Source organism: Luteolibacter sp. LG18 (genome assembly GCF_036322585.1).
Lineage (GTDB): Bacteria > Verrucomicrobiota > Verrucomicrobiia > Verrucomicrobiales > Akkermansiaceae > Luteolibacter.
On sequence record NZ_AP024600.1, the window covers coordinates 4199056 to 4225114 of the forward strand.

Annotated in this window: 13 protein-coding genes, 1 tRNA gene and 1 pseudogene; 8 read left to right on the plus strand and 7 right to left on the minus strand. The window is 63.8% G+C overall.

Annotated features, from left to right (window positions below; translation table 11 throughout):
• Positions 1–5: 5 nt before the first annotated feature.
• The 3 genes and pseudogenes from llg_RS16570 to llg_RS16580 all read right to left on the minus strand — a co-directional run bounded on the left by llg_RS16570 (position 6) and on the right by llg_RS16580 (position 2407).
• On the minus strand, positions 6–1448 hold the full coding sequence (locus llg_RS16570) for a sugar MFS transporter (protein WP_338285846.1): 1443 nt from the start codon (positions 1446–1448) through the stop codon (positions 6–8).
• Positions 1449–2078: 630 nt separating this feature from the next.
• Positions 2079–2202, minus strand: a pseudogene (locus tag llg_RS16575) (IS5/IS1182 family transposase); the annotation flags it as partial.
• 118 nt (positions 2203–2320) lie between these two features.
• Positions 2321–2407 (minus strand) — tRNA-Leu (locus tag llg_RS16580).
• Positions 2408–2566: 159 nt separating this feature from the next.
• On the opposite strand from llg_RS16580, the gene llg_RS16585 reads away from it, so the two are divergent.
• The 4 genes from llg_RS16585 (at position 2567) to rhaT (ending at position 9852) form a co-directional block, all read left to right on the plus strand.
• A complete protein-coding gene (locus llg_RS16585; RefSeq protein ID WP_338285848.1) occupies positions 2567–5518 on the plus strand; it encodes an insulinase family protein in 2952 nt (983 codons plus the stop codon).
• A gap of 135 nt (positions 5519–5653) precedes the next feature.
• Entirely contained in the window at positions 5654–7438 is a 1785-nt protein-coding gene (locus llg_RS16590; protein ID WP_338285850.1) for a family 78 glycoside hydrolase catalytic domain, read from the plus strand.
• Between the two features lie 124 nt (positions 7439–7562).
• A complete protein-coding gene (locus llg_RS16595) occupies positions 7563–8510 on the plus strand; it encodes an AraC family transcriptional regulator (protein WP_338285851.1) in 948 nt (315 codons plus the stop codon).
• Positions 8511–8652: 142 nt separating this feature from the next.
• Positions 8653–9852, plus strand: a complete 1200-nt coding sequence (gene rhaT, locus llg_RS16600) for an L-rhamnose/proton symporter RhaT (protein ID WP_338285852.1) — start codon at positions 8653–8655, stop codon at positions 9850–9852.
• A 92-nt stretch (positions 9853–9944) separates the two neighbouring features.
• Here the strand turns inward: rhaT and llg_RS16605 are convergent, their stop codons facing one another.
• Together llg_RS16605 and llg_RS16610 are read right to left on the minus strand one after the other, a co-directional pair.
• Entirely contained in the window at positions 9945–10466 is a 522-nt protein-coding gene (locus llg_RS16605; RefSeq protein WP_338285853.1) for a DUF5069 domain-containing protein, read from the minus strand.
• 108 nt (positions 10467–10574) lie between these two features.
• Positions 10575–11588, minus strand: coding sequence for an aldo/keto reductase (locus tag llg_RS16610; RefSeq protein WP_338285854.1), 1014 nt, complete (start codon positions 11586–11588; stop codon positions 10575–10577).
• Between the two features lie 352 nt (positions 11589–11940).
• On the opposite strand from llg_RS16610, the gene llg_RS16615 reads away from it, so the two are divergent.
• Entirely contained in the window at positions 11941–19215 is a 7275-nt protein-coding gene (locus llg_RS16615) for an autotransporter-associated beta strand repeat-containing protein (RefSeq protein WP_338285855.1), read from the plus strand.
• 603 nt (positions 19216–19818) lie between these two features.
• On the opposite strand, the gene llg_RS16620 is transcribed toward llg_RS16615, so the two are convergent.
• The gene (locus llg_RS16620) at positions 19819–21036 is read right to left on the minus strand and encodes a M48 family metallopeptidase (RefSeq protein ID WP_338285858.1); all 1218 of its coding nucleotides are present in this window, start codon (positions 21034–21036) and stop codon (positions 19819–19821) included.
• A gap of 201 nt (positions 21037–21237) precedes the next feature.
• Between llg_RS16620 and llg_RS16625 the strand changes: the two genes are divergently transcribed.
• The gene (locus tag llg_RS16625; RefSeq protein ID WP_338285860.1) at positions 21238–23286 is read left to right on the plus strand and encodes a penicillin-binding transpeptidase domain-containing protein; all 2049 of its coding nucleotides are present in this window, start codon (positions 21238–21240) and stop codon (positions 23284–23286) included.
• A gap of 6 nt (positions 23287–23292) precedes the next feature.
• Here the strand turns inward: llg_RS16625 and llg_RS16630 are convergent, their stop codons facing one another.
• Positions 23293–24525: a glycoside hydrolase family 71/99-like protein gene (locus llg_RS16630; RefSeq protein WP_338285862.1), complete on the minus strand. Its 1233-nt coding sequence runs from the start codon at positions 24523–24525 to the stop codon at positions 23293–23295.
• A gap of 214 nt (positions 24526–24739) precedes the next feature.
• Here llg_RS16630 and llg_RS16635 point away from each other — a divergent pair, with 214 nt between their 5' ends.
• Together llg_RS16635 and llg_RS16640 are read left to right on the plus strand one after the other, a co-directional pair.
• Positions 24740–25165, plus strand: a complete 426-nt coding sequence (locus tag llg_RS16635; RefSeq protein WP_211633289.1) for a hypothetical protein — start codon at positions 24740–24742, stop codon at positions 25163–25165.
• Between the two features lie 28 nt (positions 25166–25193).
• Positions 25194–25994 carry an SDR family oxidoreductase gene (locus llg_RS16640; RefSeq protein WP_338285864.1) on the plus strand — a complete coding sequence of 267 codons (801 nt, stop codon included), beginning with the start codon at positions 25194–25196 and terminating at the stop codon, positions 25992–25994.
• Positions 25995–26059: the final 65 nt, after the last annotated feature.

Sequence of the window (26059 nt, forward strand, 5' to 3'; positions counted from 1 at the left end):
AACGGTCAATGGCCGCCGCTGACCTGGGCTTCGGCGACGGGAGCCTGCTCGTCCGCGCGAGCGCCGAAGAATCCGAAGTACGCGAGATAGAGATAGCCGATAAGCACGACGCCCAGCGAGGTTCGGACACCGAAGTTATCCATCAACGCGCCCTGGATCAGCGGCATGATGGCTCCGCCGACAATCATCATGACGAGCAGCGAGCTGCCTTGGCTGGTGTCCTTGCCCAGGCCGCGGATCGAAAGGCTGAAGATGTTGGACCACATGATCGAGTTGAAGAGGCCGATGCCGATGATGGACCACAGGGCGAGTTCACCCTTGGTGCTCATCGAGAAGCAGGTTAGCCCCACCGCCACGAGCGCGAAAAGCCCCACCATTTTCCCGGGATTGGAACGGCCCAGCACGAAGAACAGGAAGCTCATCACCACCACGCCGATGTACGGCAGGATCGTCTTCGGATCGATGTAATGCCCGTGGGTGAGGTTTTCCTTGAAGGTGGCATTCGCGAAAATCACGGCCGTCGCGCCGATCGCTGCCAACGCCATGAAGGGGTATTTGCGGGACTGCTGGATGTTGCTGAGGGAGATCGCGCCCATCAGGCGGCCGATCATGGTGCCGCCCCAGTAGAAGGAGAGGAACTTCGCGGAGGTGTCCTCGGACATGCCCATCACACCAGGGTCCTTGAGATAATTGATCAGGATGCTGCCGACGGTGACTTCGCTGCCGACATAGAAGAAAATCGCAAGGCAGCCCCATACGAAATGCTTGTGGCGGAAGACTTTCACACCGGTCTCGACTTTGCCTTCCTGTTTGAAGACCGGCAGCGAGATGACTTTGAAAATACCGGCGAGCAGCAGGAATGCTCCGCCCAGGCCTACGTAAGGAACCTTCACCGCGTCCACACCGCCGCTGCTGGTATAAATTTCCTTGGAGCCGAATAGCAGGATACCGCCGATCAGCGGTGTGATCACGTAGCCGAGGGAGTTGAGGCCCTGGGAGAGATTCAGGCGCGACGGGCCGGTTTCCTCGGGGCCAAGGATGGTCACGTAGGGATTCGCGGCGATTTGAATGAGCGTGATGCCCGAGCCGAGGACGATCAACGCGCCGAGGAACAGCGGATACAATTTGGTTTCCGCGGCAGGGTAGAACAACAAGCAGCCGATGCCTGAGATCACCAAGCCGAGGACCAAGCCGTTTTTGTAGCCAATTTTGTTGATCGGGTCGCCTTTCGACGCGGAGATCAGAAAGTAGGCGAGCGAAACCAGGAAGTAGGCTCCGAAGAACGCGAATTGAACGAGGTTCGCTTGGAACTGGGTGAGATTGAAGTCCGCCTTGAACTTGGGAATCAGCAGGTCGTTCATGCAGGAAATGAAGCCCCACATGAAGAACAGGGCGGAGACGGCCATGAAGGCGAAGTGATTGTTGGATCGGGCGGGAGCAGGGGTCATGGCTTGCCGGGGTGCGACTCGAGGAAACGAGTGTCGTGAGGAAGGCGTGATTGAAGGATGCGAATCCTATTTCCGTAGTGGCGAAAGCATAGTCCCCAAAGGGGGGACAGCCCGGCGTCGGGAAATCGGCGTGGAGGGGGATGAGATCTGCGGAGGCCCGGACCCAAAAGACGGGTGGTCGCCAAAGCCGTGCAGGTCATCGGGTGAATGGCTCCCCCTGTATCCGCCACGCTGTCCCCCCTTTGGGGACTATTTATTTGCCCAGGTTGGACTGAATCTCGTCGGGATGACTTTGGTGCAGAGCAACAGCCTTCTCCACTCCTACGTCCCTGAGTCGGACCGAGGTGCGGTGATGTTTCTCGGATACCACGTTGATCGCTTACGAAAATGCCATCCTACACACAGCATCCCCCGGGATCAAATGCCCGGATTTTCAGCAGGATGTTAGGAGGAACCGACGAATTTCCTGGGTAATGCAATAGACAATTGTGGTCGGGAACAGACGTTCCCGGCCACATTTGCAAAGATCGAACTTAGAAGCGGTCTGAAAATCACTCACGCGGAGCTTCTCGTGAGCATGCGTCTTGCCATCGAGAGGTGGATGCGCGTCTTGGAGTGGTCCATCCGCACTTCATGATCCCTGATCAAACGCCTGGATTGGATGAGCCCAATGAACGCGCGCTCCACGATCCAGCGCTTCGGCAGAATTTCGAAGCCTTTGGGTTTGGGTATCACTGCGGTTGATCATCTCCAAACGAATCTGCCGGTGGCGGGGCTGCCTGGTGACATCGCCTTCCATGGCTTCGGAGTAGAGTGATGCCCATAACGAAAAACGGAGCCCTTTGGGCTCCGTAATTCATTGACTAACAAGATGGTGCGCGCGAGAGGACTCGAACCTCCACAGGGTTGCCCCTACTAGAACCTGAATCTAGCGCGTCTACCAATTCCGCCACGCGCGCATCTTGTTGTTGTGACCGGCGAACCGGCGGGCGAAAAGCACCATGTCGGCGGAGAATTTGCAACATCGATTTGCAAGAATTTCGTCACAAAGACAGAAGTGGCTGATTCAGGCGCTTTCCGCGTTGCAATCCACGCCTTCGGGCCACCACGCTTCCAACATGCAAAGTATCACGCCGATCGCCATGGTCGCGGTCCTCGGAGCCTCGGCCGTCTATTTCCAGGCCAGCTCGAAAAACGCCCCGCCGCCTGCTCCGGCACCGGCCAAGGAGGCCGCGCCCGCCGCTCCGGCGGACAAGATTCCGGCCGCCCCGGTGAAGCCCGAGGCGGCTCCCGAGGCCCCGAAAGCGGAAACCTCCAAGGCCAAACCGTGGCCGCAGGAGGGCTCCGATATCGCGGCCGATCCCAAGGCGGTTTTCGGCTCCCTGCCGAACGGCTTCCGCTACCTGATCTATCCGAATGCCGAGCCGCCGGGCCGCGTCTCGCTGCGCCTGCACATCGCCACCGGCTCGCTGATGGAGGCGGATGACCAGCAGGGGCTCGCCCATTTCCTGGAGCACATGGTCTTCAACGGCTCGACGCACTACAAGCCGGACGAACTGGTGCCGGTGATGCAGCGCCTCGGCATCGGCTTCGGCGCGCATGTCAACGCCTACACGTCGTTCGACCAGACCGTCTACATGCTGGACCTCCCGGAGTTGTCCAAGGACGTGCTGGACCTTGGTTTCAACGTGCTCCGTGACTTCAGCGATGGCGCGTTGCTGTCCACCGAGGAGATCGACAAGGAGCGCGGCGTGATCCTCTCCGAGAAGGTCAGCCGGGATTCGGTGGAAACCCGCCTCCAGGAGAAACAGTTCGCGGAACTGCTGCCCGGTTCGCTGATCGCCAACCGTTTCCCGATCGGCAAGGAGGACGTCATCTCGAAAGCCCCGCGCGAGCGCTTCACCGATTACTACAGCCGCTACTACGTCCCGTCCCGGATGACGTTCATCGTGGTGGGGGATGTCGATCCGGCCGCGATGAAGCAGCGCATCGAGGAGTCGTTCGGCTCGATGAAGGACCCGGAGAAGCCGGGCAAGGACCCCGACCTCGGTCCGGTGAAGTCGCCGGAGGGTCTGGAAACCGCGGTGTTCACGGACAAGGAGGTGGCCTCCACCGAGGTCTCGATCCTGTCGGTGCGCCCCTTCGCCGAGGAGAAGGACACCGTGGCCAACCGCCTCAAGCACCTGCCGCTCGACGTCGCCCATTCAATGATCGCCCGTCGTTTCGAGCGACTCGCGAAGAAGGAGAACTCTCCGATCGTGGATGGCTCCGCGTCCCGGGAAGAGGTCTTCAACCACGTTGAACTCGGCAGCGTCGGGGTTACCGTCGCGGATTCCCGGTGGGAAGAAGCGGTGCCGGTGTTGGAGCAGGAGTTCCGCCGCGCGATGGAGCACGGGTTCACCGAGGCGGAACTTGCCGAAGCCAAGGCCAACCTCCTCAATGCCTACCAGCAGGCGGTGAAGAGCAAGGTCTCCCGCAAGTCCGAGGACATCGCCAGTGAGATCGCGAAGGTGATGCCGGAGGACGAGATTTTCACCACGCCGGAAACGGATCTGGAGATCGCGAAGAAGGGTCTTGATGCCCTGAGCCTGGAAGCCTGCCACAAGGCGCTGAAGGCATTCTGGGGAGACGCGGGCCTGCATCTGACGCTGACCACCAAGGAGGCTCCGGAGGGCGCGAAGACCGACCTCGCCGCGGCCTACGAGGAATCCCGTGGCAAGCCGGTGGCGCCGCCTGTCGGCTCGAAGGTCGCCGCCTTCGGCTACACCAGCTTCGGCCCGGCTGGAAAGGTCGTGACCACCAAGCAGGTGGCCGATCTCGGCATCACCCAGCTGGTGTTGTCGAACAACATCCGGGTGAATCTCAAGAAGACCGATTTCGAGAAAAACAGCATCCGCATGCTCGCCCGCATCGGCTCCGGCCAGCTCAGCCAGCCGGTGGACAAGCCGGGGCTCGGTCTGCTCGCCAGCGCGCTTTTCGGCGGCGGCGGTCTCGGAAAACATTCGGTGGATGACCTCGAACAGATTCTCGCGGGCCGCAATGTCGGGGCCGCGATCTCGATGGGCGAGGACGCGTTCCAGCTCTCCGGCCGCACCACGCCGGAAGACCTCGCCCTCCAGCTCCAGCTCGCCTGTGCCACGCTGACCGATCCGGGGTTCCGTCCGGAGGCTCTGCGCCAGTTCCAGAAGATGTTGCCGATGGTCGAGCAGCAGCTCGCCCACACCTCGGCCGGCCCGCAGACCCAGCTCGAAGCGTGGCTCCACGGTGGCGACCAGCGGTTCGTGATGCCGCCGGTGGCGAAGCTGGGCAGCTACACGATCGATGACGTGAAGAAGTGGGTCACCCCCGATCTGGAGAAGGGCTATCTCGAATTGAGCATCGTCGGCGATTTCGACGAGGACGCCATCGTGCCCGCCGTGCTGAACACCTTCGGCGCGCTGCCGAAGCGTGCCGCGGCCAAGCCCGCGATCGACAACCTGCGCAAGGTGAAGTTCCCGAATGCCCCGGCGGCCAAGAACTTCACCTTCAACAGCAAGATCCCGAGCGCGGTCGCCCAGGCCATCTGGCGCACCGATGGCATGCGCGGGAACATTCCGGAGGTCCGCCGCCTGAACATCCTGGCGGACATCTACGGCGACCGCCTCCGCCAGGAGATCCGTGAGAAACTCGGGGCGTCCTATAGCCCGGAAGCGGGTGCCGGTGGTTCCGATGCTCTCGACAAATACGGTTACATCATTGGCGAAGCCACCGCGAAGCCGGAGGATGTGGACCGCCTCGGCACCGTGATGCGGGAACTGGCGGACAAGCTCGCTCAGGCCGGTGCGAACGAGGATGAACTCGCGCGCGCCAAGAAGCCGGTGCTGGCCAGCTTGGACAAGTCCTCCCGCGACAACAGCTACTGGCTCGCCACCGTGCTGGCCCAATCGCAGGAAGATCCGAAGCGCCTCGACCTGGCCCGTCAGCGTGACAGCGACTACCGCTCGATCACGCTCAAGGAAATCAACACGCTGGCGAAGAAGTACCTCGGGTCCGCCAACGCGATCAACGTCGGCATCAAGTCGGTGGAGTAATTGCAGCCTCCACCGTGGGAATCCCTCCCCGATCGGGGGGAGGGAGGGTTTTTGCATGCATTGACGGGGCGGGGGCTTTAGCGTGGCCGGAGAGGCCCGGCGCGTCCGCGGGGCTCGTCAGCTTTCGTTCCCGCCATGTTCCCACGCCCTCTCTTGTTCTCCGTCCTCCTGACGTCCATCGCCGCCGCCGCCGACCGCAGTCCGGTGGTGGAGGTGACCGACAAGCCCGCGAAGGTGGAGAACCTCGGCGGCGGGCGCTTTTTCGTGGATTTCGGCGAGGAGACCTTCGGTAACATCCGCATCACCTCAAAGGATGTGCCGTCCGGCACCAAGGTCCGGGTGCACATGGGCGAAAAATTGTCCGCGCCGCAGACGATCGACCGCAAGCCGGGACCGTCCATCCGTTACCAGACCCAGGAGCTGGCCCTGTCCCCGGGCGTGGCCGCCTCTCCGGCGCTGAAGTGGGCGCCGCCGGATTGGATGAAGGAAGGCTGGCTGGAGCTTCAGAAGGGAGCGGGGCAGGTGATGCCATTCCGTTACGTCGAACTGGAAAACATGCCCGCCTCCTTCACCGCGGAGCAGATCCAGCGGGTGTCGTTGCAGGTGCCGTTCGATGAAAACGCCGCCGCGTTCACCTCCTCGAGCCCCGAGCTCAACGCGGTCTGGAACCTGTGCAAGCACAGCGTGAAGGCCACCAGTTTCATGGGCCTCTATGTGGATGGCGACCGCGAGCGGAAACCCTACGAGGCGGACGCGCTGATCAACCAGCTCTCCCACTACTGTCTCGATGCCCGCTACGACACCGGTCGCCTGACCCACGAGTATCTCTTGGAAAAGCCGACCTGGCCCACCGAGTGGCGGCTGCAATCGGTGATCCTCGCGTGGCACGATTACCTGTGGTCCGGCGACGATACCTCGCTCAAAAAGCACTACAACGAGCTGGTGGGCCGCGCGATGGTCCAGCAACGTACGCCCGAGGGACTGTTCCAAGGATGGAACAAGGGAGACATCCGCGACATCGTGGATTGGCCCGCCGTTGAGCGCGATGGCTACGACATGAATCCGCCGGTTAAGACGGTGGTGACCGCTTTCCACTACCGCGCCGTGGTGCTGCTGGCGGAGATCGCCGGGCAGCTCGGGAAGCGTGAGGACGCGGCGAAGTTCAAAGCGATGGCCGAGGCCAGCTACAAGGCGGTGAACGACACGCTATGGGACGAAACGAAGGGCTGCTACGTCGATGGCTTCGACCCCGCGACCAAGAACCGCAGCGGCCATGCCTCCTCACACGCGAACTTCTTCCCGCTCGCGCTCGGCCTGGTGCCCGCCGAGCGGATGCCGCGGGTGGCGGCGTTTTTGAAATCCCGCGGCATGGTGTGCAGCGTTTACGGCGCGCAGTTTCTCCTGGAGGCACTTTACGATTCAGGCGAGGCGGAAACGGCGCTGTCCCTGCTCACTTCGAACGGCCTGCGTTCGTGGCGGAACATGTCCGAGAAGGTCGGAGCGACGATCACGCTGGAAGCCTGGGACCCCTCGCTGAAGCCGAATCTCGATTGGAACCACGCCTGGGCCACCGCGCCGTCCAATGTCATCCCGCGCAAGCTGATGGGCATCGATCCGCTCGAGCCCGGCTTCAAACGCTTCCAGGTGAAGCCGCAGACGGCGGGGCTGAAGGAGGCGAAGGTGAAGCTGCCGACGCCGAAGGGCGCGATCGTCTTGGACATCACCGGCACCAGCGCCGCGGATTGGAAGGCGAAGATCGTGGTGCCCGCGGGCACGGCCGCGGAGTTCGAGTGCCCGTTCGCCGGACAACCGGTGGTGACCGGCAGCGCGAACAAAACCCCGTCCCGGGTGCTGCGTCAGGAGAAGGGGCGTTCGGTGGTCGGGCTGCCGCCGGGAACCTGGGTGCTCGCCCTGAAGTAAGGACGCGCGCGTTCTACCTCGAATGGATTAACCGCCAAAGGGTAACGCCGGGTTGGCGGATGGTGTGAGTTTGTCGTGATCCGGGTCTTGTCGGTCGCAGGGCAATCATGACACTATCTCCCGGATGGACCGGAAAACTCCAGTCAGCGCCTACAGCCACCACTATCTGCCGATCCCGGACGACCTGCTGCACAGCGGCATGTACGTGACCAGCGTGGGGCGTTCCGTGGTGGCGCCTGGAGCTCCGTATCCCGCGCACCAGCATCCCTCGTTGTATCACTTCTCTTGGGAGCAGGGCCGCACCCTGCCCGAGTTCTCGCTGTTGCTGGTGGCGAAGGGCAGCGGTTTGCTGGAGACCCGCGAGATTGGCCGGACCCGGTTGAAGGAAGGGAACGTGGTGCTGGTCTTCCCGGGTGTGTGGCACCGCTACCGGCCGGATCCGGAGACGGGCTGGATGGAGAAGTGGGTGCATTTCAATGGCAAGTTCGCCCACACGCTCATGGAGCAGAACCTGATCACGCCGCTACGCCCGGTGCTGGAGCCCGCCGATCCGGAGGAGGTTGGCCGCAGCCTGGACCGCTTGCTGGGGCTGGTGGACGAGGCGCCGACGTCGAATTCATTGAAACTCTCGCTGCTCGCGATGGGCGCGCTCGGGCTGGCACTTGGTTCGGTGCCGGTGTCCGCACCGCGCTCGCCACGCCGCCAGAAGGGGACCGCGGGAGATCCCGTAGTGGAGGCTGCCATCGATTACATCTGGACGCGCAGCCACAAGGTGTTGTCGGTGCCGGACGTGGCCGCCGCGCTCGGTATCACCCGCCGGACCTTGGAACGGCGCATGATGGCCACCACCGGCCATAGCGTGCTGGATGAGATCATCGGCTGCCGTTTCTCGCGCGCGGAGCGCCTGCTGCGGGAGACGGACCTGCCGGTACGGACCATCGTGGATCTGGCGGGATTCGGTAGCACCGAGAACTTCCGGCAGGTGTTCGTGAAACGGGTCGGCATGTCTCCGGCGGCTTACCGGGCGCAGTACCGCCATTTCCCGAATGGGGAGGGCGAGTCGCCGGCTTGAGCAAAAGAACGACTGGAACCCGGCCGGGTGATGTCGTAATCTGTGCGATGGTGGATCTAGACCAATCCCGCTGTTGCATGGTGAAATCCTTGAATGCCCGTTTGTCCACTGAACGGAGCACCATCCACTTGTCACGACACCCATGAATCCCCTGATCGGCGTTTTCTACCACTGGCTCGGCGGCCTGGCGTCCGCGAGTTTCTACATTCCCTACCGCGGGGTGAAGAAATGGTCCTGGGAGACCTACTGGCTGGTGGGCGGCTTCTTCAGCTGGATCATCGCGCCGATGGGCTTCGCCTACGCGCTGGTGCCGGACCTGTGGTCGGTGATCGCCTCCGCGGAGGGCAAGACGCTCGGGTTGGCGTATTTCTTCGGGATGCTGTGGGGCATCGGCGGCCTGACCTTCGGTCTCACGATGCGCTATCTCGGCATCGCCCTCGGCATGGCCGTGGCGCTCGGATTCTGTGCCGCATTCGGCACGCTCGTTCCGCCGATCTTCGAAGGCAAGTTCGGCGCGCTGCTGGCGAATACGTCCGGCCAGACCATCCTCTTCGGCGTGCTCGCCTGCCTCGCAGGCATCGGCGTGAGCGGCATGGCCGGCATGTCGAAGGAGAACGAGCTTTCTCCCGAGCAAAAGGCCGCGACGGTGAAGGAGTTCAATTTCGGCAAGGGCATGATGGTCGCGACCCTGTCCGGCATCATGAGCTCCTGCTTCGCCTTCGGCTTGGCCGCGGGCAAGCCGCTCGGTGAAATCACCAAGGCCGCCTTGCTGAAATCCGGCGGCAGCGACCTGTGGCAGAACCTGCCGGTGCTGGTGGTCGTGCTGTGGGGTGGCTTCACCACCAACTTCGTGTGGTGTGTGATTTTGAATGTGCGTAACCGTTCGAGCCACGAATACTTGAACCTGCGCCGCAGCGCGGTGGCCGAGGTGAGCGCGGCTGAAGGAATGATGCTTTCCAGCGCGGCAGAGGAGAAAGGTGTGCAGGATCCTTATGCTTCTCCAGCCACAAGCGCTGAGGAAGAGACGCGGCACGATGCCGGTCCGGCTCCCTTGCTTCGGAACTACGTCTTGTCCGCCATCGCCGGGGTGACGTGGTATCTCCAGTTCTTCTTCTACAGCATGGGCGAGACGAAGATGGGGGAATACGGCTTCTCCAGTTGGACGCTGCACATGGCGAGCATCATCATCTTCAGCACCCTGTGGGGCATCGCGCTGAAGGAGTGGAAGGGTACCAGCAAGCGCACCCACGTGCTCATCGGCATCGGCCTGGCCGTGCTGATCGGCTCCACGGTGATCGTGGGCTACGGCACCCACCTCGCGGCCACACCCGCCGCCCACTGAACGGATTTCCTGGGTAATGCGATAAGCCGGCCGTGTCGCGATCCATGCGACACGGCCGGCATTGCTTTGAGGTGCTTTCGATTAAATCCGGCTCAGCGGCCCGCCTGGCAATCGCGGACCCAGCCCGCGAGCAGCTTGTCGTCGTCGTGGGCGGCCCAGACGTGGCGGAGAAAATCGGGGGCCGGGATGTTGCCGTGGTCGCGGAGGAACTTCCGGTCGCCGCCGCAGCCGAACATGATGTCCGGATCGAGCTCGCCGCGCAGCTTCGCACGGGCCTTGGCCAGGATGCGGGGCAGGTAGGCCATGCCCTCCAGCACGTCGCCGAAGGTCGGCAGCTCGTCGCGGGTCAGCACCTCGTTGCTGGTGATGTTTTCCTGCATCACGATGAAGTAATCGCGGCGGACGGCGGCCACCAGCAGCGCGGAGGACGCGGAGGGCTCGCCCTCCTCGCAGAAGTCTTCCACGAAATCGAAGAACTCGCGGGTCTTGTAGCCGATCGAGGCCAGGAAGGCGACGTCGCCGCCGTCGAAGTAGCTGGTGAAATCGGTGTTGCCGCCGCGGTAGAGGGCCACGCAGCGGTCGAAAAGCTCGAGGAAACGGTCGTTCCAAGTCATGCGGACAGGATGGGGGACCACCCGGGGAGTGCAAGCGTTTGTCTAACGGGATTCCGACACGAAAAAGCCCGCTTCCGGGAGCGGAAGCGGGCTTTTCACACGCGAAAATCAGCCCTCGGCCTCTTTCTGCGGCACGCCGGGCGAAACGGCGTCGATCGCGGCCAGCAAGTCGCCGTCCAACGGCGGGGCTTCCAGGCAGGCCAGCGTGTCGTCCAGCTGCTTCACGGTGCGCGCGCCGATGATGGCGGAGGTCACCGCCGGATCGCGCAGCACCCACTGCATCGCCAGGTGGTGGAGTGGCATGCCCGCGGCGGCGGCCAGATCGCCCAGCGCGCGGATCTTTTCCTGCTGCGCCTCAAGCTGGGCCGGTTGCAGGAAGCCCTCGCTGCGGGCGGCACGGGAGCCTTCCGGAATGATGCCACCGAGATATTTCGGAGTGAGCATGCCCTGGGCGAGCGGGCTGAAGACCACGCAGCCGATGCCTTCGTCGAGCAGCCAATCGAGGATACCCTCGGTGTCCGGCCAGCGGTTCAGGATGGAGTAGGGGGGCTGGTACACCAGGCAGCGGATGCCCATGTCCTTGAGGATCTTCACCGCTTTCTTGAGACGTTTGAGCGGATATTTCGAAAGACCGGCGTAGAGCGCCTTACCGGAGTGCACGGCGGTGGCGAGCGCCGACATGGTTTCCTCCAGCCGCGTTTCCGGATCGGGGCGGTGGGAGTAGAAAACATCGACGTAATCGAGGCGCAGGCGCTTCAGCGATTGGTCCAGCGAGGACAGCAAATGCTTCCGCGAGCCGCAGTCGCCATAGGGGCCGTCCCACATCAGGTGGCCCGCTTTGGTCGAGATCACCAGCTCATCGCGGTGGCAGACGAAATCCTCGATCAGGATGCGGCCGACGTTCTCTTCCGCGGAGCCGGCGGGCGGGCCGTAATTGTTGGCGAGATCGAAGTGGGTGATGCCGCGGTCGAAGGCGCGGTGCATGATCCGGCGGCCTTCCTGAAGGTCGTCGACGTGACCGAAATTGTGCCAAAATCCGAGCGAAATGGCCGGGAACATCAGACCGGAATCCCCGCACCGCCGGTAGGGCATGCGGCCGTCATATCGCTTGGGATCGAACATGGCCGGAAGGGTGGGGGAAGGCCGCCCGGCTGCCAAGTTCCATCGGCCTTCCGTGGCGCTTTGTCACAGGTCCGGGCATGAGGCTGGCGCATATTGGGAGGTATTTCGATAGCTGCCGGTGCATTTCCCGGGCAGGGGGACGGGTGGGGGTAAATCCACGTAAATGTTAGTGCCACAAGGCTTGGCGCTAATCGGGCGTGGATGGGGCACTTTAAGGGAATGAGCCCCGTTCATCGGGGAATAAATCTTTCAAATGTCGCATTCATACACCGCTCGTGCCCTTCGATACAAGCGGGATGCATTTTCCACCCTATTGTGGGGGAAGCATCGAACCCAAGTATCCGACCCCCACATGAAAAAAACCTTCGCTTTCGCCTGGTTTCTCGCCGTAACCGCTTCGACGATCGTTGCCTCCTCCACCGCGGGTGGGGCGACTTTGACGTGGGACGGTGGCGGCGTCGGCGGCACCGATTTCGGTACGGCCGCCAACTGGACCACCGACACACTGCCCAGCCCGGCCACCCCGGACACGGCCCAATGGGACAACACCGTCACGGGCAACCTGAGCCTGATTTACAGCAACACCGCGTTCTCGGGAGCAGCCGGCAACGCTGGTATCAATCTGAGCCTGCTCGCGGCCCAGGTCAGCAACCTCAGCATCGACAGCGGCAGCAATACCGGTTCCGCGCGTTTCAACAACGTGACCGTCGCGACCGGAGCCGGTGCGTTCACGCTCGGCGACAGCGCGAACACCTTCAATATCACGCTCGGCGGCGCGGGTGGCCAGACCCATACCTGGACCAATGATTCCGCCAACGCCCTCACGGTGAACAGCGATGTGCTCTTCGGCCTTGGCGGCGGCGGTGCCCACACCCTGGCGCTGGCAGGTGCGGGCAACCTTACCTTCAACAACGCCATCAACCTGAGCACCCTCACGGTGACCAAGGCCGGTGCTGGCACGGCCACCCTGAACGGTTCGGCCACTTTGGCCGGCATCACCGCCACCGCTGGCACGCTCGTCATCAACGGGACGACCAACACCGCGCCTGTCCTCACGATGAACGGCGGCACGGTGGATCTGAAAAAGGACATCAGCCTGACCGCGGCGGCGATCGTTACGGGAACTACTGGCGGCACGATCAGCGCGAGCGGCGGCGGCAAGATCCTCCTGAACGTGGCGGGTGGCGACCTCGGTGTGAACAACGGCGGCACGCTTAACGTCAACGCGGTCATTGCCAACGGCACCCAGTCCTCGATCGATTTCTGGAACACCGCCGGTGGCACGGGCGTGGTCAACCTGAATGCCGACAATACCTTCGACGGTACCACCAACCTCCAGTCCGGCATTACGGCAGGGGGCAAGATCGGGGACGCGGGCGTGGCCGGCTCCTTCGGCAAGAATGGCACCCTCAACATCGGCAGTGCTACCAACGGGGCGCCCACTCTCCGCTACACCGGCACGGGTGAAACCAACAACCGCGTGCTGAACCTCGCTGGCACCACCGGTGGCGCGATCCTCGAGCAGGCGGGCACCGGACTGCTCAAGTTCACCTCCGCCCTCACCGCGACAGGCGCGGGTTCGAAGCAGTTCATCGTGCAGGGCTCGACGGCCGGCACGGGTGAGCTTGCCGGGGCGATCGTCAACAACAGCGCGACGAACGTCACCAACTTCAAGAAGGACGGCACCGGCATCTGGACCGTGTCCGGAGCGAACACCTACACGGGCCAGACCCGCGTCACCAACGGCATCCTCAATTATTCCGGTACGCTCGCGGCCGGTGGGCTGATGTATGTCGCGGATACCGCGAACATCAACTCGATGTTGAAGGTCTCGAACAACATCACCGCATTCCAGATGTTCGTGGGGGACAACAACCCGGCCTATGGTTCGGTGGTCCAGACCGCGGGTAACGTGGTCTTCACCCAGGCGGCGGGCATCGACAACCTCCGCATCGGTTCCGCCACCAACGGCCGCGGTTCCTACAAGATTACCGGCGGAACGCTTACAGCCAATGAAATGGCCGTCGGCGCCAGCCTTGCCGGCACCGTCGGGGTGCTCGATGTGTTCGGGGGCTCCGTCACCTCGAACGGCTGGATCACGATCGGCCGTGGGGGTACGACCAGCTCCGGTGTCATGACCGTGGACAACGGCTCGGTGGAATACAGCAAAACGGCCGGTGCGGCCGATGCCAACAACAGCCGCTTGGCTTTGAACTGGGCTGGCACCGCTGGCGCACAGTCGATCGTCAACGTCCGGAACAACGGAACGATCACCGGTGACGATTATATCGATCTTGCGGCGGCAAACACGGCAGGCACCCTGGGAGAAATCAACCTTCTTACCGGCGGCACGCTGACTGGTTCCCGCGTGATGGCGACCAACGGCAACCCCACCGCGCTGCTCAACTTCAATGGCGGCACCTTGAAGGCGAACTCCGTCAACGGTGGCGCGAACTTCCTGGCCAACGCCAACATCGACGCCGTCAACGTCTACCCAGGCGGTGGCACGATCGACAACAACGGCACCAACATCACGGTGTCCAATGCCCTCATCGTTCCCAGCGGGCTCGGTGTGAGCACCATCGCCGTGACCGACGGTGGCAGCGGCTACCTCGGTGCGCCGATGCTCACGATTTCCGGTGGCACCGGCTCCGGCGCGAGCGCCGTGGCGAACATGATCGATGACGGCACGGGCCGCGGCACCTTCAAGATCGGCTCCATCACCGTGACCAGCCCCGGCAGCTACACCGTGGCACCGACCACCGTGACGCCTTCCGGCGCGGGTGCCACCACCGTGGCCACCATCGGCGCGATCAGCACCGCCACCAACACCAGCGGTGGCATGGCCTTCAATGGCAGCGGCACCACCACCGTCTCCGGGGTGAATACCTATTCCGGTGCCACCTCCATCGGCGCCACCGGCGGCATCAGCCTCACCGGCACGCTCGGTTCGGCGGGCGGCACCGCCATCACCGCGGCGGGCAGCCTCAACCAGTCCGCGGCCGGTTTGATCGTCGGAACCTCCTCGCTCAACGTGACGGGCGGCACCACCACCCTGGCCGGTACCAATACCTACACCGGCTCCACCGCCGTGGGCGCGGCCGGCACCTTGTCCCTCACCGGTACCATCGGTTCGGCCGGTGGCACGGCGGTCAGCACGGTCGGCACCTTCACCGAAAGCTCGGCGGGTGTGATCACCGGAACTTCCTCGCTCGCGGTCAGCGGGGGCACGACCACCCTGGCCGGCACGAACACCTACACCGGCGGCACTTCGGTTACCGGTGGTAAGCTGCTGTTGAACGGCACTGCGGCCATCAACTCAAGCAGCGGCATTCTTGTCAACGGGGCCACGGCCAAGCTGGTCGAAAACAGCTCCATCATGCTCAACGTTCCGGTGAGCCTGACGACCGGCACGGTTGACGGCACCGGAGGGATCGATTCGGTCACGGTCGGTGCCGGCACCGGCGGCGTGATCGCCAATGGCGACGGCACCTCCGCCCCGCTGTTCGTGAACAACTTGACCTACCTCGGCGCCGGCGCGATGAGCCTGAACGCCAGCAACCTGAGCCCCTCTCTGACGGTGGGGAACCTCACGGTCAACGGCGCTGTCACCGTCAACGCCACGAACTCGAGCTGGGCCACGGGTTCCGATTACACCCTGGTGAGTTTCACGAACTTGCTGGGCACGGGTGGCTCCTTCACGCTCGGCACCGTGGGAGGGCTTGGCGCTCGCCAGATCGCCACGCTCAATACCCTTGGCTCCGCTCTCAGCCTGCACATCGCCGGTGATGTTCCGGTGTGGACCGGCGGACTCAGCAACGAGTGGTCGACCAACACGCTGTCTTCTCCGAAGAACTGGAAACTGCAGAACGCCGGCACCAACACCGACTTCCTCACCAACGACGGAGTGGTCTTCGGCGACAGCGCCACCGGTTCCACCTCGATCAACATCGTCGGTGCGAACGTCAGCGTGACGAGCATGCAGTTCACGAACTCGTCGCTGCCCTACTCGATCTCCAGCACCGGCGGCTTCGGCATCGTCGGCACCGGCGGCCTGCAGAAGAGCGGTTTTGGTTCGCTCACCCTCAACACGGCCAACACTTTCTCCGGCGGAGTCACGCTGCAGGATGGCCAACTCAACATCAACAACGCCTCCGCGCTGGGCGGCGGCCTCGTCACGATCGCGGGTGGTTCGTTCGACAACACGAGCGGTTCCGCGATCACGCTGAGCACGAACAACGCGCAGCACTGGGATGGTAACCTGCTGTTCCTCGGCTCCAACTCGCTGAGCCTCGGCACCGGCGCTGTGACGCTCTCGGGCGACCGCATGGTGATCACGAACGGCTCGACCCTCACGGCTGGCGGCTCGATCAGTGGTGCCTACGGTCTGACGAAGGCCGGTGCGGGCACCCTCGTTCTCGGCGGCGCGGCGAGCAACTTCACCGGTGGCGTCAATGCGACCGATGGCGGCCTGGTGGTGAACTCGGCCACCGCGCTCGGCACCGGCACGTTGCACATGAGCGGCGCCACCGTGCTGAACAACACCAGCGGTTCGGCGATCACGCTCACCAGCAACAACCCGATCCTCTGGGACAATGACTTCACCTTCGCCGGTGGTCAAAGCCTGAGCTTCGGCACCGGCCCGATCACCATGGGTGGATCCGGCACGGACCGCACCCTCACGGTGACCGCGAACACGCTGACGGCGGGCTCCTTGAACGGCACCTTCGGCCTGATCAAGGAAGGCGCGGGCAATCTCGCGCTCGGCAGCGCCGGCACCAGCACCATCGGCGGCACCCTCGCGGTGAACGCCGGCAAGCTCCAGATCGGCATCAACGATTTCACCGCCACCGGCTTGACCGGTGCCGGCACGATCGAAAACGGAGGCGCGATCGGACGTTGGCTGTATATCAACAACAACGCCGACAACACCTTCACCGGGGTCATCCAGAGCGGCACTGGCGGTGCCGGCGTGGGTCTGCGCAAGGCGGGGACTGGCAAGCTGACGCTGACGAACAACAACACCTTCAGCGAGCAGGTCACCTCGGCCGGTGGCCTCCTGAACATCAACGGCACCGCGACGGTCACCCGCGCGATCGCCCCCAGCGTGCTGGCTTCCGGCGGCAGCATCCACGTGCCGTCCGGCGCGACGATCACCGCGACCAGTGAGCTCTGGCTCGCCAGCGTGGAGGGCCAGTATGGCTCGCTCACGATCGATGGTGGCACGGTGTCGGTGGGTAGCTGGCTGCCCTTCGGCCGCGGCGGTGGCAATGGTTTGCTCAACCACAACGGCGGCACCCTGACCGTCTCGTCGAACAACATCTCGATCGGATCCTTCGGTGGTTCCACGGTGGCCACCGATCTCCACGGCGTGGCTACCCTGCGCGGGAACAGTATCACGAACGTGACCGCCACCGCGGCCAACCAGGGCAACGTCTACGTCGGCGAGAACACCACCGGGGTTCTCACCATCCAGGACAACGCCCAGTTGACCGTGAGCGGCACCCTCGGTGTCCAGATTGGCAAGCAGAACACGACGCTCTCCAACGGCATCGTGAACCTGAACGGCGGTCTCATCCTGACCCCGATCGTTTCGCCCGGCACCGGCACCAGCCGCTTCAACTTCAATGGCGGCATCCTCCAGGCGAAGGCCGCGAACGCCGCCTTCATGACTGGTCTCGGCCGGGCCAACGTTCGCGAGAACGGCGCGATCATCGACACCAACGGTTTCGCCATCACGGTGGGCCAGGCGCTGGTGGCTCCGAGCGGCTCCGGTGTTTCGGCCACCGGCCTCTCGGTGAGCGGCAGCGGTTACTATGACACGCCGATCGTCCAGATCTCGGGCGGTGGCGGCACCGGTGCCACGGCCGTGGCCACCATCGACTCCGCCGGCAACCTGACGGGCATCGTGATGACCAACGCGGGCATCGACTACACCAGCCCGCCGACCTTCACCCTCGTCGGTGGCGGCGGCACCGGTTCGGTTCTCGGCACCGCGACGTTGGTGACGAATACCAGCGGCGGCCTGAACGTCCTCGGCGCGGGCACGCTCACCTTGTCTGGCGTGAACACCTATGACGGCGTGACGAACATCGGCAGCAGCCTGACCACGAACGTGACCACGGTGGTGGCGAACAACGCCGCCGCGCTCGGCTCCACGGCCGCGGGCACCGTCCTGAACGGCGTGGCCAATGGCACGGGCACCGGCACGCTGCTCCAGCTCGGCTCGGGTATCGTCGTTCCCGCCGGTGAATCGCTCACGATCGCCACGGGCGATGCCACGCAGCGGGCGTCGATGTCCGTCGCCGGCACCACCGATGTCGCCACCTGGAACGGCCCGATCACCCTCTCGGGACTCGGCCGCGCCCAACTCTACTCGAGCGGCAGCACCAGCAGCACCCTCACGATCAATGGCAACATCACCGGCTCCGCCGGCAGCGGATTCGCCGTGCGCGGTGGCACCGTCGCCGCGGCCACCGGGGTGCTGAACGGCACTATCTCGATCGGCTCCACGACGTTCCTGAAGACTGACGTGAGCACCTGGACCATCAACTCCACCGGCAACACCTGGGGCGCGACCACGGTGGCCCAAGGCACCCTGAAGCTCGGCGCGAATGACGCCCTGCCGGTGACCACCGGCGTGACGATCGGCCAGGCGGGAGCCACCGCGGTGCTCGACTTGAACGGCAAGAACCAGACGATCACCGGTATCGCCGGTGTGGCCGGTTCCACCGCGATCAGCGTCACCAGTGCCTCGGCTGCCACCTTCACGGTGAACAACGCCCTGGCCCAGGCCTACGGGGTCAACGGCGGTGTCATCACCGGCGCGATCACCCTGGCGAAGACCGGGGCCGGCACGCTGACCCTCAGCGCCGCCAATGCCTACACCGGCGACACGCTGGTGAACGGTGGCACGCTCAGCATCACGCCGAACGTCGGGGTGACCCCGAACTTCGCGGATGGGGCGGATGTCAAGCTGGCCACGGGTGGTGTGCTCGACCTGAACTACACCGGCACCGACGTGGTGGATGAGTTCTACATCGATGGTGTGGCGCAGGCCCAGGGCACCTGGGGCTCGCTGGCCTCGACGGCGACCAACAAGACCAGCCGCATCACGGGTAACGGTATCCTCAGTGTCACGACCGGCCCGGTGGGTGGAGTCTTCGACACTTGGGCGTCCTCCAAGGGCCTCACCTCGGGTAACAACGGCAAGTCCGATAACCCGGACAACGACGGCCTGAACAACCTCGGTGAATTCGGTTTCGATGGCAATCCGCTCTCGGGCGACTCCAGCGGCAGCAACGCCAAGGTGGTCGTCAAGGTGGCTCCGGTCGGTGGTGTGAACTATCTCACGCTTTCGATTCCGGTTCGTGGCAACAGCACGACCTTCTCGGGCACCACCGAGCAGATCTCCACGCTGGTCGATGGCATCTACTACCACGTGCAGGGTTCCAACGACCTCGGACCGTTCACCGCCACGGTGGTGGAGGTGACGGGAGCGGATGCAACCAGCATCCAGTCCACGCTGCCCTCGTTGTCCACGGGTTGGTTCTACCACACCTTCCGCTCGCAGAATCCGGTGAGCGGCCTCTCGAAGACCTTCCTCCGCGCGAAGGTCACCGAGTGATCTGATTCCCTAGCCGTCTGAAACCTCGGCATGACGTCGCCCCGACCGGTTCACCCCGGTCGGGGCGATTGGTTTTGGTTCCGAGCATCGGAGGCCGGGAATCCTCGTGGGCGAGGATGAGGGGTGACGAAACGTGGCCGCGCTCGTGAGAGCGTGGGTGGGATGAATTCGCCCTCTACCTTGCGGCTCAAGTCGTGGATCCGCCTCCAATTTAGCTAAGCCCGGAGGGCGACGTATCCTAGCCGGTGGCGCGAGCTGCCGGTATGGGACGCCATGAGTCCCAAGCCCCGGTAGGGGCGACGTAAACGGAGGCCAAATGACATTCCCAATGGAAGCCCGCGTCCGATGTTTGATGAGTTCCGAATTGTTTCAAAGCGCTGGAATGATTGATTCGCTGGAAGAGCGTAGGCAGCGCCGTCCCTTGACGGGACTTGAATGGATTTCTCGACCTGATCCGGTGGCTTGCGCCACCGGCTAGGATACGTCGCCCTCCGGGCTCAGGGAGGTTGGTCGTGAATTGGCGACTGGGACTGCAATGGGAAGGGCGAGGTTGCCCAGCCCACGCTCTCCCGAGCGCGGCTACACAGAAACACCCGCCGCTGCTTATTTCCCGCGCTCGAGGGCCGCCAGCCGCTCGATCAGCGGAGGATGCGAGTAGTCCAGCCACACCCGCAGCGGGTGGGGGGAGGGATGGGAGAGTTGGTCGGCGGAGAGTTTCTTCAGGGCATCCGCCAGCGGCATTGGATCACCGGTGACTTCCGCGGCGTAGGCATCCGCTTCGAACTCGTGGCGGCGTGACCACGCGTTGGCGAAGACCCCGAGCAAGCGGCTCACTGGATCGAAGAGCAAGGTGAACAGGACGATACCCATCTGGGGAGAGATGGTCTTCACGCCGAAGGCATCGAAGAGCTGGCGGGCGAATGCCCCGTGTGGATCGGTGGCCAGGCCGAGGAGGAAGAACAGGGCTGCGGATTGGACAATGCCGACGAGCAGCCGCTGGCGGATATGGCCGCGGCGGAAGTGGCCGATCTCATGCGCCAGCACACCGAGCAATTCATCGTCGCTGTGTTTTTCCATCAGCGTGTCGAAGAGGGCGATCTTCTTGCGCTTGCCGAAGCCGGTGAAGAAGGCATTCGCCTTGGTCGAGCGCTTTGAGCCATCCATCACGAACACGCCATCGAGTGGGAATCCGCAGCGGGTGCCGAGTTCCTCGATCCGTCGTTTGAGATCGCCATCCGGCATCGGCGTGAACTTGTTGAACAACGGCAGGATCAGAGATGGGGCCAGCCAGGTGAGCAGGAGCTGGAAGAGGGTGAACGCCGCCCACGCCCACAGCCACGCATGCGGGACGTGCTGGAAGATCCACAGGACCGCCGCGCCGATCGGCAGCCCGAGCACGGCCATCATCAGCAGTCCCTTGATCTGATCACCCCAGAAGGTGCCGGGAGTGGAGCGGTTGAAGCCGAATTTCTCCTCGATCACGAAAGTGTGATACCAGGAGAAGGGCAGGCCGAGCAGCGTGATACCCAGCATACAGAGCGCGAAGAACACCAGCCCGCTGGTCACCGGGCCACCGTGGGCCAGGGCGCGGCTGGTTTCATCGAGCTGCTGGAAGCCGCCCAGCATCCAGAAGGCGATCAGAAGCGCGAGGCTGACACTGGCGCGGATGACGTTGAAGACCGAGTTTGTCCGCAGGTAAGCGCGGCCCCGGTCGAGGCTTTCCGCGGTGATCACTCCAGCCAGGGGCGTGGGCACCGTTTCGGGAAACACCTTCAGGTTCAGCAGGGCGGCCGCAAAGTCGAGATTCCAGAGGGCGAACATCGATACCAGGATTACAACCGCCAGGGCATTCCATTCCGTCATCGCCGCGCAGCATGCACCCGGATGCCGGTGGAGCAAGCGCGGCCTATGAAGGGAAACGCATGGAATGCAGTGGTGGGTTTGTATGTGGCGTATGATGAATGGATTATCGTGTTTTGGATTGGCGTTGCGGCGACCCGGTCCCGCCGCTACATTCCGGCGATGCGTTTCCGCCGCCTGTCGTCCCAACTCCGCGCTCTTGCCGCCTTGTGCGTGGTCGCGACATCGTCCGCCGCACCGGAAGCGCCCGCGGTGGCTTCGAATGGAACGCCTGCCGCTGGCCGCGGTGCCAACGATGCCTCGATCAGCACCCGCAAGGATGCCCGCACGATCACGCTGCGGATTCCCGCGCCGCGCGGCCAGATCGTGGACCGCGAGGGTGAGCCGATGGCGCAGAACGTGGTGGCCTACCAGGTGGCCCTTCAGTTCAAGCAATTCGAGAACCCGGATCGCGATTTCATTGTGAACTGGGGCCGCACCCGAATCGATCTCGCGCGGGCGCTGGTGAAGAACCTCACCGTTCCCTCGGACGATGAGGTCTATGATCACTACCGTAATCGCCGCTGGCTGCCGTTGATCCTTTCCGAGCAATTGTCCGCGAAAGAGGCGAAGGCGCTGGAGTCGAAGATCGGCGCGGATCTGGTGCTGCATCCGGTCTACCGCCGCTTTTATCCGGAGGACGGTCTGGCGGCCCACGTGCTCGGGTTCACCGGCAGCGTTGGCAAGTTGCCGACCGGTCCCATCAATTTCAACGAGCCCTATTGGGAGGAGATCGAAGGCCGCGCGGGACTGGAGAAGATCTACGACAAGCGCCTCATCGGCGAGCCCGGCACACAGAAGCTGCTTTTCGACGAAAGCGGTAACAAACTGCTGAGCGAGGAGACGAAGCGCCCGCGCACCGGTGGCACCGTGGTGAGCACTCTCAATGTCCGTTGGCAGCGTTTGGCGGAGAAGGTCCTGAAGTCCGGCTGCAAGCGCGGGGCCTTCGTGGTGATCGATGCCGTGACCGGTGATGTACTGGTGATGGCGTCGAAACCGACCTTCAGTCTCAACACGATCGACACCGAGTATAAGAATCTGGACGCCGATCCGACCCACCCGATGGTCGGTCTGGCCTACCAAGGCACGTATCCACCGGCTTCCACCTTCAAGCCGATCGTGGCGCTCGCAGCCTTGAACAACGGCACCGTCGGCGAGGACACCCAGATCTACTGTCCGGCCGCGATCGAGATCGGGAACCACGTTTTCAACAACTGGAACAAGAATCCGGAAGGGGAGATCGATGTCAAACGCGCCATCGCCCGCTCGTGCAACCCGTGGTTCTACCAAGTGGGCATCAAGGTCGGTCCGAACGCGTTTCTCAGTCTCGCCCGGCGCCTCGGCTACGGCGAGAAGACCGGGCTGCCGTTGCTCGGTGAGAACTCCGGTCTGGTCCCGAATAACGAGTGGTTCCTCCAGCACGAGAAACGCCGCATCCTCGATGGCGACACCGCGAACCTCTCCATCGGCCAGGGCGTGCTGCTGGCCTCGCCGCTTCAGGTCGCCCAGGCCATGGCGGGAATCGCCAATGGCGGGGCCGTGCCGAAGCTCCAGCTCGTCCGTCAGGTGCAGGATGACCGCGGCCGAGTTGTTGAGGCGAACCGGCCCGAGCGCCGCGTTTGGCTGGGAGTCGATCCGGTGGCCGTCGATGTGGTCCGGAAGGGCATGCGGGACGTGGTCAATGCCGGCTACGGCACCGGCAAGGCGGCCCAGCTGAGTTTCACCGAAATGTGCGGCAAGACCGGCACCGCCCAGTGGGGACCGGCCTCCAAGGAGCAGCGCCTCGCGTGGTTCGCGGGCTTCTTCCCGTTCGACAACCCGCGTTACTCGTTCGCGGTCCTCTACGAAGGCCGCCCGGGGGAAACCGTGTCCGGTGGCCGGATGGCCGCGCCGATGGTGAAGGCTTTCTTCGAACCGCTGAAGGACGAGATCAAGGAGACGATCGCGCCACCGCCGAAGGCCGTGTTGATTGTCGACGACGAAGCCGAGGCTAAAACCGACGGCAAGCATCAGGAAGGCATTCTCAAGGCCATCCCCGTGGAGCCGTTGTCGGGTGAAGGAGTCACTCCTTCACCGAATGCTCCCACGCCTCCGGACGACGAAGCCCCGCCGCTCAAGGCGGTGCCGGTGGATCCGAAGGACCTGCCGGTGGAGACCGATGACGGACCCTGAGCCGGCTCATTTCGTGACCGGAAGCCCGTCTTGGGTTTCCGGTGCCTTGCCCCGGAACAGCAGGCCTGCCTGTCCGGCGATTCGCAGGTAGCGGTCGTTCGGAACATCGGGCTCGCTGACGAAGAGGCTGACTCCGGTCGGGGGATCGTTGCGGGTTTTGAAAATCGCCGTGCCTTCGTCGAGTTCGTCGAACATGGCGATGTAGAGCGCCTTCGCCCCGGCGTCGTGGTATTGGGTGGCCTGGGACCAGAGGAAGCGTCCTCCATCGCGCGCGATCTGGTTGACGGGCAGGTCCCTGCCGCGCCCTGCCATCAGGTTGTGCCAACTGAAGCCGGGAAAGGCCACCGGCAGGTAGTCGAGCCGGTGATCGCGGCACCACGCCAGATCGTCCTTCACGGTACCGGTGGCATGGCGGGTGACTTCCGGGATTTTGCCATAGCGTCCGACCGTCCACGGGCTCACGACATCCGCCATGGCGATGATTTGGAGCAGTGCTGGATCGGCGATGGCATCGCGGTCGAGCGTCCGCCAGCAGGCGGGCACGCCGAGCATCACCGAGCACTTGGCGTCATCCTTGAAGAACCGCACCAGCTCGCGCCACTCGTCGAGCATCGGCGGGCGGTCGTTGAAGCCGAGCCCCCACAGGGCGACCAGCGGCTTGTCCCGGTGCCTGAGGTAGGCGGTGTCGCTGGCATCCGCCACTTTCAGCGTGTTGGCGAGGCGTTTCCAGTCCTCGATCAGCAGCTTGGTTTCGCCGGGCTTCAGGCCGCTGAGGTCGTACATCAGCACCCACTGGCGGCCGGTGGCGGCGGCGGACTTCCGGCAGTTCACCAGCACATCGTCCAAGGCTCGGCGGTAATACGGGTCCTTCATCGTGGTGGCGAAGCGCTGGAGGAAAATCCCGTCGATGCCGTAATCCCGCATCCACTCGAAGTGCTTCGAGATGGCCGCGGGATTCGTGCTGGAATAGACCTCCGCCACGCTGCCGTCGGGGTGCCGGAAATCGGTCTTCACGCGGGCGCTTTCCGGTAGCTCGCGGACGTCCGGCCACAGGTCGATGCCGCAGGAACCGGGGGCGAATGCCCTACCGCCGTAGTGGCTCCAGCCGGTTCTATAGCCGTCCTCCGGGGTGCGGAACCATCCCTGATAGCCGCACATTACCTTGCCTTCGAGGCCCTCGCCATGGAGGAACGACGTCAGGAGGCCTATCAGTGAAAGCGGCAGCAGGGCGATCTTCATGGCGTTCCGCGCGCTACGGTGGCCCCGGGAGCGATTGTGTCAATGGAGAGCGGGGGCAGCCGGGCATTTTGCCACCGAATGGCCGGGGGTGGCGAAAGCGGGAAAACCGCGCTGGAATCGCAAATTTCCTCTTTCCTCGACGCCAATTTCGCGCCAGAGAAGGGACGCCACGGCGTTACCGCCATGGCTATTCCGAACATCCCAATACCCAATCATGGATATCCAGATCGCCACTCTCGCCGACTTCGCCGCCGACTACAACGGCAAGCTCGTGATTTCCGGCACCTTTGACACCCTCGTGGCGCGCGCCGTACCGGTGGTTCACCCGCAGTGCTCGCTCGCCCTGCGCTTCTGCTTCACCCCGGAAGACATCGGCCGTCACAAGCTTTCCATCAACATCATCAACGAGGACGGCGAGTCCCTCGACCCGAACAACATGCCGATCGAGCCGGAATTCGAAGTCCAGCTTCCGAAGGGCACCCCGTTCCTGACCCGCAACATCATCATGAACCTGCAGGGTCTCAAGTTCGACGCCGCCGGCATCTACTCCATCGATCTTGGCATCGACGGCGAGATCCTGATGCGCGTGCCGCTCCGCATCCTCCAGGTCGACCAGGCTGGTCAACCGGTGGTGGCATAATCGCCCGCATGGCGCTAACATCCGCGCCATGCCCTTATCCAAACGCTTTGCGTGTGCCCTCGTCACCGGCGCTTCCGCCGGACTGGGCGAGGAATTTGTTCTCCAGCTCGCGCCACGGGTCGATTCGTTCGTGCTCGTGGCGCGGCGCGAGGACCGCTTGAACGAGCTGTCCGCCGTCATCCGCGCCCGCCATCCCGGGAAGCTCGTGGAGGTCATCGCGGCGGACCTCAGCCGGCCGCAGGACGTGGCCCGCGTGCTCGATCATCTGCCCCAGCGCGGGCTGGTGCCGGACCTGCTGGTGAACAATGCCGGTCTGGGCGACTACGGTGAATTCGCTGATGCCGAATGGCCGCGTGTCGAGGCGATGCTGCGGGTCAACATCGAGGCGCTCACCCGCCTGACCCACGGGGTGATCCCGGGCATGATCCGCCAGAAGCGGGGGGCGATCATCAACATCAGCTCGCTGGCGAGCACGCTGCCGATCCCGGACATCGCGGTGTATTCGGCCACCAAAGCCTATGTGACGAGCTTTTCGGAGGCGATCCGGGTGGAACTGCGCGATCACGACATTCCCGTGCTCGCCGTGTGCCCTGGCCCGGTGAAAACCGAGTTCGGCGAGGTGGCCCGCCGTTCCGAGGAGGATTCGATCCCGATGAACGCCGCGTTTTACGTGAGCAAGGAGCAGGTGGTGGCGGAATCGCTGGCCGCGTTGGATGCCGACAAGCCGCGGGTGTATCCGGGCCTGAAGGTGGCGATCGCCGCCGCCGTGATCACCGCGCTGCCGCTTTTCGCGATCCGGATGATCATCAGCCGCCGCCCGCGGAGGTGAAGATTCCGGTGGAAATTTGCCGGAGCGGTGGGAGGGTGATCAGGTATCATCCACTTTCCGGTTCC